The organism is Gilliamella sp. W8123 (genome assembly GCF_016101085.1).
Classification (GTDB): domain Bacteria; phylum Pseudomonadota; class Gammaproteobacteria; order Enterobacterales; family Orbaceae; genus Gilliamella; species Gilliamella apis.
The window spans coordinates 39754-57447 of record NZ_JACFRE010000001.1 but is presented as its reverse complement, the minus strand read 5'-3'; the positions used below and the strand labels follow the sequence as shown (position 1 = coordinate 57447).

16 protein-coding genes are annotated in these 17694 nt (G+C 34.0%); 14 read left to right on the top strand and 2 right to left on the bottom strand.

Annotation, left to right across the window (positions count from 1 at the left end):
- The first annotated feature begins 108 nt into the window (after positions 1-108).
- The 11 genes from ptrA (at position 109) to H3T56_RS00205 (ending at position 13428) form a co-directional block, all read left to right on the top strand.
- Positions 109-2982, top strand: coding sequence for a pitrilysin (gene ptrA / locus H3T56_RS00255; RefSeq protein WP_198191737.1), 2874 nt, complete (start codon positions 109-111; stop codon positions 2980-2982).
- A 100-nt stretch (positions 2983-3082) separates the two neighbouring features.
- Positions 3083-3955, top strand: a complete 873-nt coding sequence (locus H3T56_RS00250) for a helix-turn-helix domain-containing protein (protein ID WP_086357173.1) — start codon at positions 3083-3085, stop codon at positions 3953-3955.
- Positions 3956-3982: 27 nt separating this feature from the next.
- Complete coding sequence (gene aroA, locus H3T56_RS00245) at positions 3983-5266, top strand: 3-phosphoshikimate 1-carboxyvinyltransferase (RefSeq protein ID WP_086320076.1); 1284 nt, start codon at positions 3983-3985, stop codon at positions 5264-5266.
- Position 5267: 1 nt separating this feature from the next.
- The gene (cmk, locus tag H3T56_RS00240) at positions 5268-5948 is read left to right on the top strand and encodes a (d)CMP kinase (protein WP_198191736.1); all 681 of its coding nucleotides are present in this window, start codon (positions 5268-5270) and stop codon (positions 5946-5948) included.
- 127 nt (positions 5949-6075) lie between these two features.
- Positions 6076-7758 carry a 30S ribosomal protein S1 gene (gene rpsA, locus H3T56_RS00235; protein ID WP_034901981.1) on the top strand — a complete coding sequence of 561 codons (1683 nt, stop codon included), beginning with the start codon at positions 6076-6078 and terminating at the stop codon, positions 7756-7758.
- A 99-nt stretch (positions 7759-7857) separates the two neighbouring features.
- Positions 7858-8148, top strand: coding sequence for an integration host factor subunit beta (gene ihfB, locus H3T56_RS00230; RefSeq protein WP_034901983.1), 291 nt, complete (start codon positions 7858-7860; stop codon positions 8146-8148).
- A gap of 227 nt (positions 8149-8375) precedes the next feature.
- Positions 8376-10661, top strand: coding sequence for a DNA internalization-related competence protein ComEC/Rec2 (locus H3T56_RS00225; RefSeq protein WP_198191735.1), 2286 nt, complete (start codon positions 8376-8378; stop codon positions 10659-10661).
- Positions 10662-10750: 89 nt separating this feature from the next.
- Positions 10751-11764, top strand: a complete 1014-nt coding sequence (gene lpxK / locus H3T56_RS00220; protein WP_198191734.1) for a tetraacyldisaccharide 4'-kinase — start codon at positions 10751-10753, stop codon at positions 11762-11764.
- Positions 11761-11946, top strand: coding sequence for a Trm112 family protein (locus tag H3T56_RS00215; RefSeq protein ID WP_034903640.1), 186 nt, complete (start codon positions 11761-11763; stop codon positions 11944-11946). The genes lpxK and H3T56_RS00215 overlap by 4 nt, the downstream gene beginning before the upstream one ends.
- Before the next feature lie 21 nt (positions 11947-11967).
- Positions 11968-12732 (top strand): 3-deoxy-manno-octulosonate cytidylyltransferase, encoded by a 765-nt coding sequence (gene kdsB / locus H3T56_RS00210; RefSeq protein WP_198191733.1) that lies wholly within the window; start codon positions 11968-11970, stop codon positions 12730-12732.
- A 3-nt stretch (positions 12733-12735) separates the two neighbouring features.
- Complete coding sequence (locus tag H3T56_RS00205; RefSeq protein ID WP_198191732.1) at positions 12736-13428, top strand: DUF2461 domain-containing protein; 693 nt, start codon at positions 12736-12738, stop codon at positions 13426-13428.
- 59 nt (positions 13429-13487) lie between these two features.
- Here H3T56_RS00205 and H3T56_RS00200 read toward each other — a convergent pair whose 3' ends face one another.
- A complete protein-coding gene (locus H3T56_RS00200) occupies positions 13488-14150 on the bottom strand; it encodes a MarC family NAAT transporter (RefSeq protein WP_065579264.1) in 663 nt (220 codons plus the stop codon).
- Positions 14151-14388: 238 nt separating this feature from the next.
- Between H3T56_RS00200 and H3T56_RS00195 the strand changes: the two genes are divergently transcribed.
- Complete coding sequence (locus H3T56_RS00195) at positions 14389-14754, top strand: AraC family transcriptional regulator (RefSeq protein ID WP_065651843.1); 366 nt, start codon at positions 14389-14391, stop codon at positions 14752-14754.
- Between the two features lie 101 nt (positions 14755-14855).
- Here H3T56_RS00195 and H3T56_RS00190 read toward each other — a convergent pair whose 3' ends face one another.
- Positions 14856-15371 (bottom strand): single-stranded DNA-binding protein, encoded by a 516-nt coding sequence (locus H3T56_RS00190; protein ID WP_065651844.1) that lies wholly within the window; start codon positions 15369-15371, stop codon positions 14856-14858.
- A gap of 216 nt (positions 15372-15587) precedes the next feature.
- On the opposite strand from H3T56_RS00190, the gene corA reads away from it, so the two are divergent.
- Both corA and H3T56_RS00180 read left to right on the top strand, forming a co-directional pair.
- Complete coding sequence (gene corA, locus H3T56_RS00185; RefSeq protein ID WP_065579261.1) at positions 15588-16529, top strand: magnesium/cobalt transporter CorA; 942 nt, start codon at positions 15588-15590, stop codon at positions 16527-16529.
- 199 nt (positions 16530-16728) lie between these two features.
- Entirely contained in the window at positions 16729-17688 is a 960-nt protein-coding gene (locus H3T56_RS00180; RefSeq protein ID WP_198191731.1) for a glucokinase, read from the top strand.
- Positions 17689-17694 lie beyond the last annotated feature (6 nt).

Here is a 17694-nt window from a genome sequence, read left to right as displayed (position 1 = left end):
ATCAGTTATTTTTTGTAAAGAAATTTTAGCATTCAAACAATGTTTGTTTTTCTCCCTAATTTATCAAAAAAAGACTATAATATTATCTTTTTACTAGGCGAAGAATATATGGATAAGATAAAAATTATTTTTTTTATAGTATCAGTGTTTTTTATTTTTAATTCATGTTTTGCAATTGAAAACAAAATTTCCTTCCCTGTGCTTTTGAAAAAGATACAACAAAGTGATCGCGATAATCGCCAATATGAGGTAATTGAATTGGCAAATCAAATGCGCGTACTATTGGTTTCTGATCCTAAAGCGGCAAAATCGTTAGGATCATTAGCATTACCTGTAGGTTCACTTCAAGATCCCAAAGATCAGCAAGGATTAGCTCACTACACAGAACATATGGTACTGATGGGATCGAAAAAGTATCCTCAACCGTCAAGTTTTACAGAATTTTTGGCGCGACATGCTGGTAACTATAACGCGTCTACTAGCGGTAATCGCACCGCATTTTTCTTTGAAGTTGAAAATGGTGTAATTAACACTGCGTTAGATTATTTAGCTGATGCGATTGCTGAGCCAATTTTTGATCCTAAATTTGCAGATAAAGAACGAAATGCCGTCAATGCAGAAATGACGATGTATCGCTCAAGTGATGGTTTTCGTATTCAGCAAGTTGATTCTGAAACAATTAACCCTGATCACCCAGCAGCACAATTTTCGGGAGGAAATTTAGAAACTTTAAGTGATAAAGATAATAGTAAATTACAAGATGAACTAGTTAACTTTCATGATAAATACTATTCAGCTAATATTATGGTGGGGGTTATTTACAGTAATCAATCCATTGAAAAATTGGAAACTTTAGCTGAATCTACTTACGGTCAAATTCCTAATAAAAATATAATCGTTCCGCCAATTACCAAACCAGCGATTACTCAGGAGTTTACTGGTAAAGAAATTACCATGTTACCGGCTCAACCTAGAAAAATGTTGTCTTTAAAATTTCCGATTGAAAATGATATCGATAAATTTACTGATAAAACCAATGAGTACCTTATCTATTTAATTAGTAATAATAGTAAAAATACCTTAGCTGATCAGCTACAAAAACAAGGTTTGATTGAAGCTATTCAAGCAACTTGTGATAGTAAATATTATGGTAATAGTGGAACATTTAATATTAATGTCATTTTAACTGATGAAGGCTTGGCGCAAAAAGACAAGGTGATTGCAGCTATATTCAATTATTTACAATTAATTGAAAAACAGGGCGTTTCAGAAGCTTATTATGATGAGATAAAAAAAGTTTTTGCTTTATCTTTTAAGTATAAAGATGTTAACCGTGATATGTCTTATGTCGAATGGTTATCAGATCAGATGCTACTTTATCCGGTTAAAAATGTATTAGATGCGGATTATGTTGCGGAACATTTGAATAAAGAAGCTATCATCAATCGAATCAAAAGTTTTACTCCTGACAATGCTAGAGTGTGGTTGATTGCCCCAAATCAAACTACCGATAAAACTGCATATTTTCTCAATGCGCCTTATAAAGTAGATAATATCAGTGATGAATTAAAAACAACGTGGACTAATTTAGCTAAAGATTTTTCGTTTACTTTGCCGGAATTAAATCCTTATATCCCAGATAATTTTAATATAATTCGTCAAAATAGCGATCAAATTCAACCAGCTACATTTAGCAAACGTGGTAATCATATTCATTTTGTTAGTCGTCATTTTAATAATGATCCTAAGGCTGTGATTGCAGTTTCTTTACGTAATAATCAGGCTTTTAAAGACGCAAAAACGTCGATTGCTTTTGAGTTACTTGATTACATCGTTAGTCGTGATTTAACGCAATTACAATTTCAAGCAGGTAATGCCGGAATGTCATTATCCACTGGTCCTGATAATGGTTTAATGATAACTGCTGCTGGTTTTAATCAACATTTACCAGAAATGGTATTGGCTATTCTTAATAGCTATCGTCAAGTGGCTATTGATGAACAAAGTTTAGCATTAGCTAAATCATGGTATCTGCAACGACTTGATGGGGCAGATCATTTTGAAAGTATTCGATTAGCGTCAGAGCCAGTTCTTGCATTATCTAAGTTGCCACACTATTTTGAACGAGATGAAAGACGACAAATTACAAATACTATCACTATTAGTGATGTTGAAGCTTATCGTGATAACTTGATGACCCAATCTATACCTTATATGATTAGTTTAGGTAATATTTCAAATGAAGATTCTTTGGATCTTTATCATGCAGTGCAAAAGACATTAAAACGCGATGTTGAATTTACTCCTTTGGATGATATAGCAATTAAAACTTCGTTTACAGCGAGAATCACCCAACAAGCGAAAAGTACCGATAGCGCGTTGTTAATGACTTATTTCCCAACTAATTATGATCCGACTAAAAGTCAAGTGGTTGGCTATACATTAACTAGTATTATGTCACCATGGTTTTTTGATCAATTGCGGAGTCATGAACAATTGGGTTATCTTGTAGGTATTTTTCCATTTTTCATCGGTGAATCAGTCGGGCTGGGTTTTGCTGTGCAAACTAACCAGTGGGATCCTGCTTATCTATTACAACGTTATCAAGCTTTTTACCCAACAATGTTAAATAAATTAGATGCGTTAACTGATAAGGATATTGAAGAGTATAAAAGAAGCATCATTGATGAACAGACAATGCCGCCTCAATCATTAGATGAAGAGTTTGAACGTTTAATTTCAGATTATCGTTTATCACGTTTCCAATTTGATTCGCGTGATAAAAAAATAGAACTTCTTAAGAAAATCACTAAACAAGATTTAATTGATTTTTATAAAAGTACTGTTATTGACCAAAAAGGTTTAGTAATAGCATCACAAGTGATAGGAAAAACGGAAAAAGGAGAAAAAGAACCTGAAGCTATCACTGACTATACTGAATTTAAAAATGCATCATCATTACAAAATGAATTATTAAAATAAAAGACTCAAACACGCATTTAATCTGAAATATCATTACATTAAATTGGCATTGTACCTACCATATGGTACACTGCCAAAATTCCAATAGTTTGAGTGTATTATGATTACTGGATCGATTGATTATTGTGCTATCGGACAGCGGTTGCGGGCTTACCGTATCGCTGCTTCTCTCAGAGCTGAAGATGTTGCAGAAAGTCTTAAAATTTCTAGAGCTGCGGTTTACCGTTTAGAAAAAGGCGAAATTGTTAAAATAGAAACACTTGAACGGTTAGCCTCATTATTAGATACTTCATTTGCTAGTTTGCTAGGTATTGATACCGAATACTATTCTAGCGGTGATGGTTTTTTTGAACGTATGCGTCAATTAGAAGAACAATCTACGCACATCTATTCTCATTTTGATCCTTTTTCTTTTCTATTAACTTCACCCGATTACCTTTCCCATTTAGGTATGATGTTAAATGAGTCGAGTGAATCCATTGCCGCGCAACGATATGCAACATCATTATCGATTTTAAATGAGCGTAAGACACAATTTTATCAATCTATACCTAAAGTGATTAATCTAATCAGTTTACGAAATGTTGAACGATTTTTGCATATTGGTTTGGTTGGTAATTTAACCATTTCCCCAGGTAAAAAGTCTGAAAGAATGTTGTTGGCTCGTAAAGAAATTTATCATTTGATCAAATTGATAGAAGACCAAGCTTATGCACCAACAATTGCGATTACAGAACAAGCTATCCCATCCATCGCTTTTCAAATATTTTATCAAAATGAAGAGGCATTAGCATTGGCAATGAGTCCTTTCCGATTAGGTGAACTACCTAATATAACCACAGGGATTGCCTCAATAACATCTTCAGAAGATGCAATTAAACGTTATCGCAACTTATTTGATAAGTTATGGCAAAATAGTGCGAAAGATCATAAAGCAATCGATCTATTAAAAACCACCTTAGAAAATTTTTAAAGAATATTAAAATTACTAAAGAGAGTCATTATGTTATCTTTGACATTACAACCGATAAAAAAATTTAGTGGTACTATTAATTTACCAGGTTCTAAAAGTGTATCAAATCGTGCACTATTATTATCTGCACTTAGTCAAGGCAAAACAAGATTAACTAATTTACTTGATAGTGATGATGTTCGCTATATGCTTGACGCTTTAAAAGCGTTGAATATCAAATATCATCTGTCAGATGACCGAACAATTTGTGATATAGAAGGGGTTGGCGGTAAATTACATTCTGCTCATCCATTAGAACTATTTTTAGGAAATGCAGGGACAGCTATGCGTCCTTTAGCTGCAGCACTTTGTTTAGCCGATAATAATATTGTATTAACAGGTGAACCTCGTATGAAAGAGCGTCCAATTGGTCATTTGGTGGATGCATTACGTCAAGGTGGCGCTAAAATTGATTATCTTGAAAATGAAGGTTATCCGCCGCTTCATATCCATGGTGGTTTTACTGGAGGTAAGATTGCTGTAAATGGCTCAGTATCAAGTCAATTCTTAACTGCACTATTGATGGCAGCCCCTTTAGCTAGCAATGATACTGAAATTACTATTATTGGCGATCTAGTTTCTAAACCATATATTGATATTACAATAAAAATGATGGCAATATTTGGTGTATCGGTTATCAATAATCAATATCAGACATTTGTCATTAAAGCTAATCAAACTTATCAATCTCCTGGTAGCTATTTGGTAGAAGGTGATGCCTCTTCAGCATCTTATTTCTTAGCGGCAGCAGCAATTAAAGGCGGCACTGTTCGTGTTACTGGAGTTGGTAAAAAAAGTTTACAAGGTGATACTCAATTTGCTCATGTGCTGGAAAAAATGGGTGCCAAAATAACTTGGGCTGATGATTATATTGAGTGTTCTCGCGGTGAATTAAATGGTGTGGATATGGATATGAACCATATTCCTGATGCAGCGATGACAATTGCAACAACTGCACTCTTTGCTGATGGAACAACGACAATTCGAAATATTTACAATTGGCGAGTAAAAGAGACCGATCGCTTATCGGCTATGGCTAACGAATTGCGTAAAGTTGGTGCTACTGTTGAAGAAGGAGAGGATTATATTTCTATAACTCCTCCTGCAAAACTCAACCATGCAGAAATCAAAACTTATAATGATCATCGTATGGCTATGTGTTTCTCATTAGTTGCACTTTCTGATACGCCGGTAACTATTTTAGATCCGAAGTGTACAATGAAAACATTCCCTGATTATTTTGAACAATTTAAACGATTAAGTGAAATATAACATGACAAAAAATATTCCTGTTATTGCTGTTGATGGGCCGAGTGGTGTAGGTAAGGGTACATTATGTCAAGCGTTAGCAAATCACTTCAACTGGCATCTTTTGGATTCAGGTGCTATCTATCGAGTGTTAGCGCTAGCAGCATTAAATAAAAATATTGCTTTAGATGATATTAATCAGCTAACTGAGCTCGCATTGAATTTGCCGTTAACATTTGATAGCAGTCATGATGAAGTCAAAGCATTGTTGGCAGGGGTTGATGTTTCAAAAGAGATTCGTACCGAACAAACTGGTGGAGCAGCTTCAAAAGTAGCTGCAATAAATGAAGTAAGAACAGCTTTATTACAGCGTCAACGTGATTTTCGACAATTGCCTGGATTAATTGCCGATGGCCGTGATATGGGTACAGTCGTGTTTAGCGATGCTCCCGTTAAAATATTTCTTGATGCCAGCGCTCAATCAAGAGCAGAAAGAAGAATGAAACAGTTGCAAGATAAACAAATTCATGCTAAATTCCCCGAAATTTTGCAGGAGATAACTGCGCGTGATGAGCGAGATCGAAATCGAGCAGTTGCGCCCTTAAAGCCTGCGGTTGACGCATTAATAATTGATACCACATCTCTCTCTATCGAAGATGTTTTTAATCAAGCTATTATGTATATAAAAGAAAAACTTTCGCTATAAGTTTATATTGTAAGTAAACTTATTGTGTGAACGAAGCTCCATTATAAGGATATAAGTGGAGTAACATAAACAACCCCACAAGACAGGATGTAATGTGGACGTTAATATTAATTTAAGTATATAAAATATGACTGAATCTTTTGCTCAACTCTTTGAAGAGTCTTTAAATCAACTAGACACTCGTTCTGGTAATATGATCCGTGGTACTGTCGTTGCAATCGACAAAGATGTTGTTTTAGTTGATGCTGGTTTAAAATCTGAATCAGCAATTCCAGTAGAGCAGTTTAAAAATGCCCAAGGTGAATTAGAAGTTCAAGTTGGCGACGTTGTTGACGTTGTTCTTGATTCTATTGAAGATGGCTTTGGCGAAACAATCTTATCTCGTGAAAAAGCTAAACGTCATGAAGCGTGGCTAACATTAGAAAAAGCAGTTGAAGATGCTGCAACAGTTTTAGGTGTTATCAATGGTAAAGTTAAAGGTGGCTTTACGGTTGATCTTAATGGCGTTCGTGCGTTCCTACCTGGTTCGCTTGTTGATGTTCGTCCATTACGCGATACTTCTCATATTGAAAATAGAGAGATCGAATTAAAAGTTATTAAATTAGATCAAAAACGCAACAACGTAGTTGTTTCACGTCGTGCAGTAATTGAATCTGAAAATAGCGCAGAAAGAGAACAACTTCTTGAAAACCTACAAGAAGGTTCTGAAGTTAAAGGTATTATCAAAAATCTTACTGATTACGGTGCATTCGTTGATCTTGGTGGGGTTGATGGTTTACTACATATCACTGATATGGCTTGGAAACGTGTTAAACACCCAAGTGAAGTGGTTGAAGTTGGTCAAGAACTACTTGTTAAAGTTCTTAAATTCGATAAAGACCGTTCACGCGTTTCTCTTGGCTTAAAACAATTAGGCGAAGATCCTTGGGTTTCAATTGCTAAACGTTACCCAGAAGGTACTAAAGTAACTGGTAAAGTAACTAACTTAACTGATTACGGTTGTTTCGTTGAAATCGAAACTGGTGTTGAAGGTTTAGTACACGTTTCTGAAATGGATTGGACTAACAAAAACATTCATCCATCTAAGGTAGTTAGCTTAGGTGATGAAGTTGAAGTTGTAGTTCTTGAAATTGATGAAGAACGTCGTCGTATTTCTCTTGGTCTTAAACAATGTAAACCAAATCCATGGTTACAATTTGCTGAATCACACAATAAAGGTGATAAAGTTAGCGGTAAGATTAAATCAATTACTGATTTCGGTATCTTCATCGGCTTAGATGGTGGTATTGATGGTCTAGTACATCTTTCTGATATTTCTTGGAATATGCCAGGTGAAGAAGCTGTTAAAGCTTATAAGAAAGGTGACGATATTGAAGCTGTTGTTCTACAAGTTGATGCTGACCGTGAACGTATCTCATTAGGTATCAAACAACTTGAAGACGATCCATTCAGCAGCTTTGCATCTAACTTCAAAAAAGGCGCAATTGTTAAAGGTAAAGTTACTGCAGTTGATGCTAAGGGTGCAACAGTTGAAATCGCTGACGGTATCGAAGGTTACTTAAAAGCACAAGATATTGCTCGTGAACGTGTTGAAGATGCAACTACTGCATTAAATGTTGGTGATGAAGTAGAAGCGAAAATCGTAAATATCGATCGTAAAACTCGTGCAATTTCACTATCTGTACGTGCTAAAGATGAAGCTGATGAAAAAGAAGCATTAGCAGCTGTAAATAATACTGCAACTCAAGAAGATGCATCATTTACTAACGCAATGGCTGAAGCATTTAAAGCAGCATCAAAAACTGAGTAAAAAATATTTATTCAAAGAGTAAAGAGGGCTTGCCCTCTTTTTCTTTTGTGGTATAAAATGAATAAAATATATACCACATAAAATAAATTAGGAGTGACCATGAACAGATCCGATTTAGCAGAAAGAATAGTCAACTGGCGGGCACACCTTCCTGTGCAACTTGTTGATGATGCTGTTAGAGACATTATTGAACAAATTGCTTTAGCGATGGAAAGTAATGATCGCGTTGAAATACGCGGTTTTGGTAGTTTTAGTCTTAACTACCGTGCACCACGTAAAGCTAGAAACCCTAGAACAGGAGGAAATGTTGAGGTTAAACACAAATATATTCCTCACTTTAAACCTGGGAAAGAGTTACGTGAACGTGTAAATAATGCAGCTAAAGCATAATTCCAATATAATTAATAAAATAGCCTTTGAGTAAAATCAAAGGCTTTTTTTATTTGTTAATTAGATGAATGATTCTCAATAGAAACAGAAATAGTAATCTTTAAACTGGGATGTAGCTCTAAAATTAAAGATAAAATAATTCGTAGAAAGTTCGAACATATTAGATTGATTATTTAAACAATAATAATATGTAGAAATTGATGCGGCACTACGGTTCAATAGATTTAATGGCAATTGTATTTACCTTAGGATGTGTGCCATTAATGTTTTTGCCATCATTGCCATCTGAAACGATTTGGTTTGTTTTGGCTGGAGTATTCATTGTTATTATTTTAGTATGGCCAATACGACGTCATTACTATCTTTGTTTGATTGCTGTGTTTATATTAAGCTTTCTCTGGTCTACAGCAAATGCAAAACAATACTTAAGTCTAATTGAACCATATATTGACCAGACATTAGTCGTTACTGCAAAAGTTGAAACTATTAATACTCAAATTTACTCCCAAAAACAAACCAATCCATATTATGCAAAATTTTCCATTTTAAAAATTTCAGATCAGATTTTATCATCACCAGTACCTGTTATTATTTATTGGCAACAATCTGATTTAATTAAAGCAGGGCAAATTTGGCAATTAACCATAAAAACTAAAGTGACGCATAGTAATTTAAATGAAGGATCATTTGATAAACAACGTTTTGCGATTGCTAATCATACTTTGTTAAAAGCTAAAGTTATTAAATCAGTTCTACTCGAAAAAAAGTTTAATATTCGACAAAGTATTGCTGATAAATGTCTAGCTTATATTAATTTGTTTAGTTATCGAGGAATTTTATTAGCATTAGGATTTGGTGACCGTTCACAGATTTCTGATCATAATCGTTTAACTATGATGCAAACCGGTGTTGCTCATTTAATGGCAATTTCAGGAATGCATATTCTGTTAGTATTCTATATTAGTTATTTTTTGCTAAAAGGATTAGTGTTTTTTTTACCTCAACGCTATAGCCCTTTATTGTTACCCATATTAATTGGTTGGTTAATGACGTTATGTTATACATGGTTGATTGGTTTTAATCCTCCAGCATTACGTGCTATTTTAGCTTTATCAATTTGGATATATTTGCGCTATAAAAATAATCACATTAGCGCATGGCAGAAAACTAACCGTATTATAGCGTTATTATTAATTTTTGATCCGCTAATGATACTATCTGAAAGTTTTTGGATGTCCTGTTATGCTGTGGTTAGCTTGATTTTTTTATTTGAATGGTTGCCACTAGCTAGCACGTTAAAAAATAAAAAACGATGGTACTTCATTAGATTATTACATTTACAATTTGGTTTAATATTATTATTGCTTCCTATCCAATTATTTATTTTCCATGGTATAAGTGTTGTTGCGTTGTTAACTAACTTAATTGCCATTCCTATTGTTTCGTTAATCACCTTTCCTGCGATTTTATTGGCATTATTATTTAGTTTAATGGACTGTTTTTACCTTGCTTTATGGTTATGGTTTGTTGCGCAAACTTCACTAGAATGGCTTTTTTATTGCTTAGAATATTTAAATATTTTATGGCTAAATATACCGGCGGATTTTTATTTGTTTAGTGGTATTGGTTGGATAACTATAATCATTATTCGGATAGAATTTTGGCGTCGATTTAGCTTTACTATTGTGATTATTATAATAATGTTATTTTCACCAATTTATAAACAACCCGATTATCTATGGAGAGTTGATATGTTGGATGTTGGGCATGGATTGGCGATTGTGATTCACAATGGTAAATCAGCTATTTTGTATGATACTGGCGCAAAATGGGAAGATAGTTCAGCAGCAGAGCAAGTAATTATCCCTTTTTTACAATGGCATAATCTGAACGTTGAAGGAATTATTATAAGCCATAGTCATAATGATCATATCGGTGGCTTAAGCTATTTACAACAACGTTATCCTAATGCATGGTTAATGAGTTCATCTACTAGTTTGAGTAATGATTATAACTGTTTAGCTGATCATAATTTTAATTGGAAACATTTACGCTTTAATGTGTTATGGCCGACCCAATTAGTGAGCGATCCTAATAACGGCGATTCATGTGTAATACAAATTACTGATGGTCAATTTTCAGTGTTATTGACTGGCGATTTAGAACGTAAACAAGAATATGATTTAGTGGTTAAATATAAACGCAGTCTACACTCAACCATTCTACAAACTCCTCATCATGGTAGTACTACTTCATCAAGTTATCCATTCTTAAATTATGTTAATCCCTCTAATGCGCTAACTTCAACATCACGTTATAACCCATGGCGATTGCCTTCAAATAAGATAACTAATCGTTATAAAGCGCTAAATATTAATTATTATATTACAGGCAAGGAAGGGCAGATTAGTCTATTTTTTTATCCAACATCATGGCAACAGAAAACGATGCGACAAGATATCAATCCAAGATGGTATCATGATTGGTTTGGTAGTTTATCATTTTATGAGTAAAATAGAATTATTGTTAATATGGTGTACAAATTATATATTTATTCACTATATAAAATAAAATTATTGGAACTAGCGAGCATAATAAAGTTATGATTGAGAAATTATGGTATGGTAAAAATAAATCATTTTGGTTGTTGTTGCCATTTTCATTATTATATGGATGTATTAGCTTTATTCGTCGTCAATTATACAAGTTTGGTATATTCAAAGCATGGCAATCGCCAGTTCCCATTATTGTCATTGGTAATTTATCAGCAGGAGGTAATGGTAAAACACCTCTGGCAATTAGTTTAATTGAAGCTTTAAAGGCTAAAGGTCTGAAGGTTGGATTAGTCTCTCGTGGTTATGGTGGAAAATCCGACCATTATCCATTAATTTTAGATGAAAATACTACCACTGCGCAGGCTGGTGACGAACCAATTTTAATTTATCAAAGAACTCAAGTACCAATTGCGGTCGCACCTAAGCGAGTCGAGGCAGTTAAAGAATTATTAAAATCATATCAATTGGATGTTGTTTTAACTGATGATGGTTTACAGCATTATGCATTAGCTCGTGATATTGAGATCGTAGTCGTTGATGGTAAGAGACTATTCGGAAACGGTTGGTGGATCCCAGCTGGCCCGATGAGAGAACGAACAAATCGGTTGAAATCAGTAGACTTAATTATGATAAATGGTGACAGTTCAGGCGATATATCAAATCAGTATCCAGATAAAACTTATACTATGCAATTAACCCCTAGTTACGCGGTAAATCTACTAACTAATGAAAAAAGCCAATTATCGGCATTACATCACATTTGTGCCATTGCCGGTATTAGTAATCCAAAGCGATTCTTTGATATGTTAATAAAAATGAATGCAGATTTGTTACATACTGAATCTTTTGCTGATCATCAAAATTTTAGCCTGCCATTATTAGAGAAAATAGCTACAAATAATCAAACACTTTTAATGACTGAAAAAGATGCAGTGAAATGTCGACAATTTGCATTACCTAATTGGTGGTATTTACCAATTGATGCTACGATACCCGATCAGGCTATTGAAAAGATTTACTCACTATTTGTAGAAAGAAAATTACAAAGAGAAAAAAAATGAAACAACTGTTATTAAGTGCTATTGCTTGTCCTAAATGCCATGGACAATTAGAATACGATAAGCAACACCAACAATTAGTTTGCCAAAATGATAGGTTAGTTTACTCAATAAAAGAAGGGATTCCGGTATTATTAGCAAGCGAAGCAAATTCATTAAATCAATCTAATTGTGATAAAGAATAATTAAAGTTTTGAGGTAATTTTATGAGTTTTACAGTAATTATTCCTGCTAGATATGCTTCCAGCCGTTTACCGGGAAAACCCCTTGCTGATATCCATGGCAAACCGATGATAATTCGAGTGATGGAACAAGCACAAAAATCATCGGCTAGTCGAGTCATCATTGCGACTGATAACCAACAAGTTTTTGATGTAGTGCAAAGCTATGGTGGTGAAGTCGTTTTAACGAGTGATAAGCATAACTCAGGAACTGAACGTTTAGCTGAAGTCATTAATACTTTTCAACTGGCTGACGATGAAGTTATTGTAAACGTTCAAGGTGATGAACCATTAATTCCACCGATTATTATTGATCAAGTTGCTGATAATTTAGTGAATTATAAAACCGGCATGGCAACTTTAGCTGTACCGATTGATTCTGTTGAAGAAGCATTTAATCCAGGTGCAGTAAAAGTGGTTATGGATAAAGATGGTTATGCACTCTATTTTTCACGGGCGACTATTCCGTGGGAGCGTGATCGTTTTGCTAAATTGAGTGAACAAAATAAACTAGATTCGATTGGTGATTTTTACCTACGTCACATTGGTATTTATGCATATCGTGCGGGTTTTATTCGTCAATATATTCAATGGGCACCTTCTGCTTTAGAACAGATAGAAATGTTAGAACAATTAAGAGTTCTTTGGTATGGTGAGAAAATACATGTAGCGGTGGCCAAACAAGCTCCAGCTATTGGGGTTGATACCCAAGAGGACTTAGATAAAGTTAGAGCATTATATCAGGAGTAATATATGGCAAATTTTACTGGCTTTACTCAAGAAGGGTTAAATTTTTTACAAGATGCTTGGATTAACAATAGTAGAGTTTGGTTTGAAGAGCATAGATCAATTTATGACAATGATTTGATCAAACCTTTTCGATTATTGGTTGAGCAACTAACACCAACCATGCTTAAAATTGATGAATGGTTTGAAACGCGTCCAGCTATAGGTAAAACAATTTCACGAATTCATCGTGATACGCGATTTTCGAAAGATAAGTCATTATACCGTAGTCGTTTATGGTTGACGTTTAAACGCCCTAATCGTGATTGGAAAGAAGCTCCAGCCTATTTTTTTGAAATTGGTCCAGATAGCTATAGATATGGTTTAGGTTATTATTGTGCTTCAAAACCTACTATGGATATCTTTAGAGAAGAAATATTAAATGACCCCTCTAAATTTTTGGCGGTAGTTAATTGTGTAAAGAAACCATTTGAATTAGTAGGGGAAATGTATAAAAGACCATTAATCAAAGATCAAGATGAAAAATTATCGACATGGTACAATCGAAAGAATATTGCTGTAATGGTAACCAATAATCATATTGAAGATGTCCTAAATGGTGATTTACCGAATAAACTTGCTAAAGGTTTTAAACAGCTTTTACCTCTATATGATTATTTGATGCGAGTAGAAATGATAAAAAATATCCCAAATCTTTAGTTAACCAATACGGTAGTTAACCAATACGGTAAAAATTCGTAATAAAAAAATAGCCTTCCTCAAATATTTGGGAAGTTTAATATTAATTCTTTAACACCATTTATAATAAATTGTGTACCAACACAGACCAGTAAAAAGCCCATTATTCTTGATGTGGCTTCAATACCACTTTTACCCATAAAGCGCATTATATTACCAGCACTACGCATACATAACCATAAAATAATACATAATAATAAAGGTACAAGTATTGACGAAGTATAAACAACCCAAGTCGATACATTATATCCACCACTTTTTACAGTGGAAGCCATACTGATTATCATAGCAATGGTTCCCGGCCCAGCAGTACTTGGCATTGCAAGTGGTACAAAAGCGATATTATTGGAAACTTCTTTCTTTTTTGCATCTGCTTCTAATGTTTTATGCGAGGGTTGTTGAGGAAAAAGCATTCTAAAACCGATAATGCCAACAATCATGCCTCCAGCTATACGTAAACCAGGGATAGATATACCGAATGTGCTCATGACCAATTGTCCACAATAAAATGAAACAATCATGATGATGAAAACATAAATACAAGTCATTTTTGACTGGTAATTACGTTCCTCATTGGTCATATCGCCTGATAGACCTAATAGCAGTACAACGGTAGTTAACGGATTAGTTAATGGAATAAACAGAATTAAACCAAAACCGACTGTTTGTATAAGTTCCAACATAACTTCAATCCAAATTGTAATAAAAGTTCTAATTAAGTATAGATGAAATATATAAAAAAGATACATTAAGTTAGGTGAAAACTAAATAAATATTAGCGCAGTACTGGTTAGTTATGAATCTTTATCTGAAGCCTTTATTTTAAACAATGGCGCTTTTTAGTTTTGTGCTAATATTACGCCGATAAATGACATACCGCCACCTCTTCGTTTAGGACAAGTGTTAATCGATCAACTCTTAATGGAATCTAACCTTACATTCTATTTGCCAAGTTCGAACGATAAATATTTAGCTCCTATTTTAAAAGAGTTAGAATTAGAACCAGCTAATAATAAGACTCTTGAACAGTGGGCTCAAACAGTATTTACAACTGAACGAACCCTTGCAAGACGTTGCCAACAAAAATTAGGTATGTCATTTAGAATGTGGCGGCAACGGTTAAGATTTTTGTATAGTATCTCGCTTTTAAAACAAGATAAATCGATTCAAGATATCGCATTTTCTGTTGGTTATAGTTCAGTATCCGCTTTTATTACTATGTTTAAAAATATCGCAGGAGTTACACCTGATCTTTACCGTTCTAACACAGGTTTTAAGAAAAGTTAAACATAATAAGTTGTCATTATTTGCGAAAAGTATGAATGAATATGGATTGAAAAAAGGCGTAATTTATACGCCTATATAATATAGAATTGAATAAATAACCATTAAAATGGAATATCGTCATCGAAATCCATTGGTGGTTCAGGAATAGTTGGTTGACTTGCTGCTGGTTCATTTGTTGTTGAAGGACGTGATGTACTAGGAGCAGACGAAGTATTATTAGCACTTTGTCCCCAGTTTTGTGAGCCATCATTAAAACTATCTCCTGAACGAGAGCCTAAAATTTGTAGTGTTCCACCTACAGCATTGATCACTACTTCAGTAGAATAACGATCATTACCCGCTTGGTCTTGCCATTTACGAGTTTGTAATTGTCCTTCTAAATAAACTTGAGTACCTTTTTTAACATATTCGCCAGCAATTTCAGCTAATTTACCAAATACAACAACGCGATGCCATTCGGTACGATCTCGGTTTTCACCAGTTTGTTTATCTTTCCAAGTTTCTGATGTAGCAACACTAAAATTTGCGACAGCGTTACCGTTTGGCATGTACCGAACTTCTGGATCTTGACCTAAATTCCCTACTAAAATGACTTTATTAATACCTCTATTTGCCATTATACACTCCTAACAATTACATAAATATTTGATATGTATTATTGTATCATGAGACTTAATTAACATCACCGAATTTAATTTAAATTTGGAATTAAGTATCCAAAATTTTAAAATACAGAAAGATTCGCTTTATCATAGGAATTTTTTACTATAACGAGTATAATGCCTGCCATTTGTAGATATTATATCTTAAACAATTTTTCTCTTGGAGGCCTTATGATTAATGCGTTTGGATTAAAAAACAAACAATTAGTAAAAATTAATGAAGGCGATATTAAAAATGCGATCTGGATTGACTTAATTGAACCAGAAGAAGCAGATCGTGAAGTCATTTTGACCAATTTAGGCCAAAATCTAGCAACAAGTATTGAACTTGATGATATTGAGGCATCAGCCCGTTTTTTCGAAGATAATGAAGGACTACATGTTCACTCATTCTTCTTTTATGAAGATGCGGAAGACCGAGCCGGTAACTCAACAGTCGCATTTACGGTACACAATGGTCGTTTATTCACATTGCGTGAACGTGATTTACCTGCTTTCCGTCTATACCGAATGCGTTCACGTTATCAAGGCATGAATGATGGTAATCCATACGAAGTATTATTGGATTTATTTGAAGTTAAAGTTGAGCAATTAGCTGATCAGATCGAAAATATTTATAGCGAGCTTGAAGAGTTAAGCTTAATTATTATGGATCGTTCAGCTCAGGAACACTATGATGAGGCTATTACATCTTTAGCTGAACTAGAAGATACAGCTTGGAAAGTACGGCTTTGTTTGATGGATAGTCAACGTGCGGTTAATTATTTAGTGCGTCGAGCAAAAATGCCTACAGATCAGTTAGAGCAAGCACGAGAGGTAATACGAGATATTGAATCATTGGTACCTCACAATGAATCTTTGTTCCAAAAAGTAAACTTTTTGATGCAAGCGGCTACCAGTTTTATCAATATTGAACAAAGCCGAATAATTAAAATTTTCTCAGTTGTTTCGGTAGTATTCTTACCACCAACAGTGGTTGCATCGGCTTATGGAATGAACTTTGAAAACATGCCTGAACTGAAGTGGGAATATGGCTATCCTTTATCCTTATTATTGATGTTACTAGCAGGTATTGCCCCTTACATTTACTTTAAAGTTAAAAAGTGGTTATAGTAGGTTATTTCCTTCAAATTCTAAATATCATCCGCTAACATTTTGTTAGCGGCAATAATTCCATTAGTGAATTCAGTTAAAGCAATCTAGTTAAATCAATCTAAATAGTCCATAATATTACTCATTATGTTATAGCATTAATTGAATTGATTAAATTAGTGTTTATCTAGAAAGATTTTATTTTTTAAAAGGGAATAACATGAGTAAATATGCACTAGTTACTGATATTGGTGGAACCAATGCCCGATTTGCACTTTATAATTTAGATAGTAATGAATTATCAGCGATAACTAAAATCCTCATTTCAAAAGATGATGTATTGCTTAATTTGATTAAGACTTATTTAACATCACAATCTGTAACTATTGAGATGGCTTGTATTGCTATAGCATGTCCAATTAATGAAGGTGATTTAATTGAAATGACGAATAATAATTTGTCATTTTCTCGTTCTGAATTGATTAGAGAATTGAATTTAACTAAGCTTGAAGTTATCAATGATTTCACTGCAGTGTCGTATTCCATCCCTCGATTATCATCAGATGATGTGATAAAAGTTGGTGGTGGTGAAACTAATCTTAATTATCCAATAGCAATTTATGGTGCAGGAACAGGTTTAGGCGTCTCTCATTTAATTAAATTAAACGAACATTGGCTTAGTTTATCCGGTGAAGGTGGACATACTGAATTACCAATGATTAATGAAGAAGAAGATCGAATTTTACAACAGTTACGTAACAAATTTGGTCGGGTATCTTCAGAAAGATTTCTATCTGGTAATGGTATTGTTAATATCTATCAAGCATTATTACAAATCAATAATCAACCGATTGAAGATATTACGCCAGATATAATCGTTAATAAAGCATTGTCGAATAGTTGTCCACTTTGCTTAGCTACTTTAAATTATTTCTGTACTTTTATGGGACGATTTGGTGGCAATTTGGCTTTAACTCTTAATACCCAAGGCGGTGTGTATATTGCGGGCGGTATTGTTCCTCGATTCATCGAATTTTTTAAATCATCACCATTTAGAGAAGCATTTGAACACAAAGGTCGTATGTCTTTTTTAGTTAAAAAAATTCCTGTTTATGTCATAACGCATAAAGATCCAGGATTATTTGGTGCTGGAGTTTATTTACAAAATAGCCTGAAATAATTGAGA

What these genes read in the sequence shown, in the direction of transcription:
- ptrA (WP_198191737.1), top strand. Translation starts at nt 109, where the DNA reads ATGGATAAGATAAAAATTATTTTTTTTATAGTATCAGTGTTTTTTATT.
- H3T56_RS00250 (WP_086357173.1), top strand. Translation starts at nt 3,083, where the DNA reads ATGATTACTGGATCGATTGATTATTGTGCTATCGGACAGCGGTTGCGG.
- cmk (WP_198191736.1), top strand. Translation starts at nt 5,268, where the DNA reads ATGACAAAAAATATTCCTGTTATTGCTGTTGATGGGCCGAGTGGTGTA.
- rpsA (WP_034901981.1), top strand. Translation starts at nt 6,076, where the DNA reads ATGACTGAATCTTTTGCTCAACTCTTTGAAGAGTCTTTAAATCAACTA.
- ihfB (WP_034901983.1), top strand. Translation starts at nt 7,858, where the DNA reads ATGAACAGATCCGATTTAGCAGAAAGAATAGTCAACTGGCGGGCACAC.
- H3T56_RS00225 (WP_198191735.1), top strand. Translation starts at nt 8,376, where the DNA reads ATGGCAATTGTATTTACCTTAGGATGTGTGCCATTAATGTTTTTGCCA.
- lpxK (WP_198191734.1), top strand. Translation starts at nt 10,751, where the DNA reads ATGATTGAGAAATTATGGTATGGTAAAAATAAATCATTTTGGTTGTTG.
- H3T56_RS00215 (WP_034903640.1), top strand. Translation starts at nt 11,761, where the DNA reads ATGAAACAACTGTTATTAAGTGCTATTGCTTGTCCTAAATGCCATGGA.
- kdsB (WP_198191733.1), top strand. Translation starts at nt 11,968, where the DNA reads ATGAGTTTTACAGTAATTATTCCTGCTAGATATGCTTCCAGCCGTTTA.
- H3T56_RS00205 (WP_198191732.1), top strand. Translation starts at nt 12,736, where the DNA reads ATGGCAAATTTTACTGGCTTTACTCAAGAAGGGTTAAATTTTTTACAA.
- H3T56_RS00200 (WP_065579264.1), bottom strand. Translation starts at nt 14,150, where the DNA reads ATGTTGGAACTTATACAAACAGTCGGTTTTGGTTTAATTCTGTTTATT.
- H3T56_RS00195 (WP_065651843.1), top strand. Translation starts at nt 14,389, where the DNA reads ATGGAATCTAACCTTACATTCTATTTGCCAAGTTCGAACGATAAATAT.
- H3T56_RS00190 (WP_065651844.1), bottom strand. Translation starts at nt 15,371, where the DNA reads ATGGCAAATAGAGGTATTAATAAAGTCATTTTAGTAGGGAATTTAGGT.
- corA (WP_065579261.1), top strand. Translation starts at nt 15,588, where the DNA reads ATGATTAATGCGTTTGGATTAAAAAACAAACAATTAGTAAAAATTAAT.
- H3T56_RS00180 (WP_198191731.1), top strand. Translation starts at nt 16,729, where the DNA reads ATGAGTAAATATGCACTAGTTACTGATATTGGTGGAACCAATGCCCGA.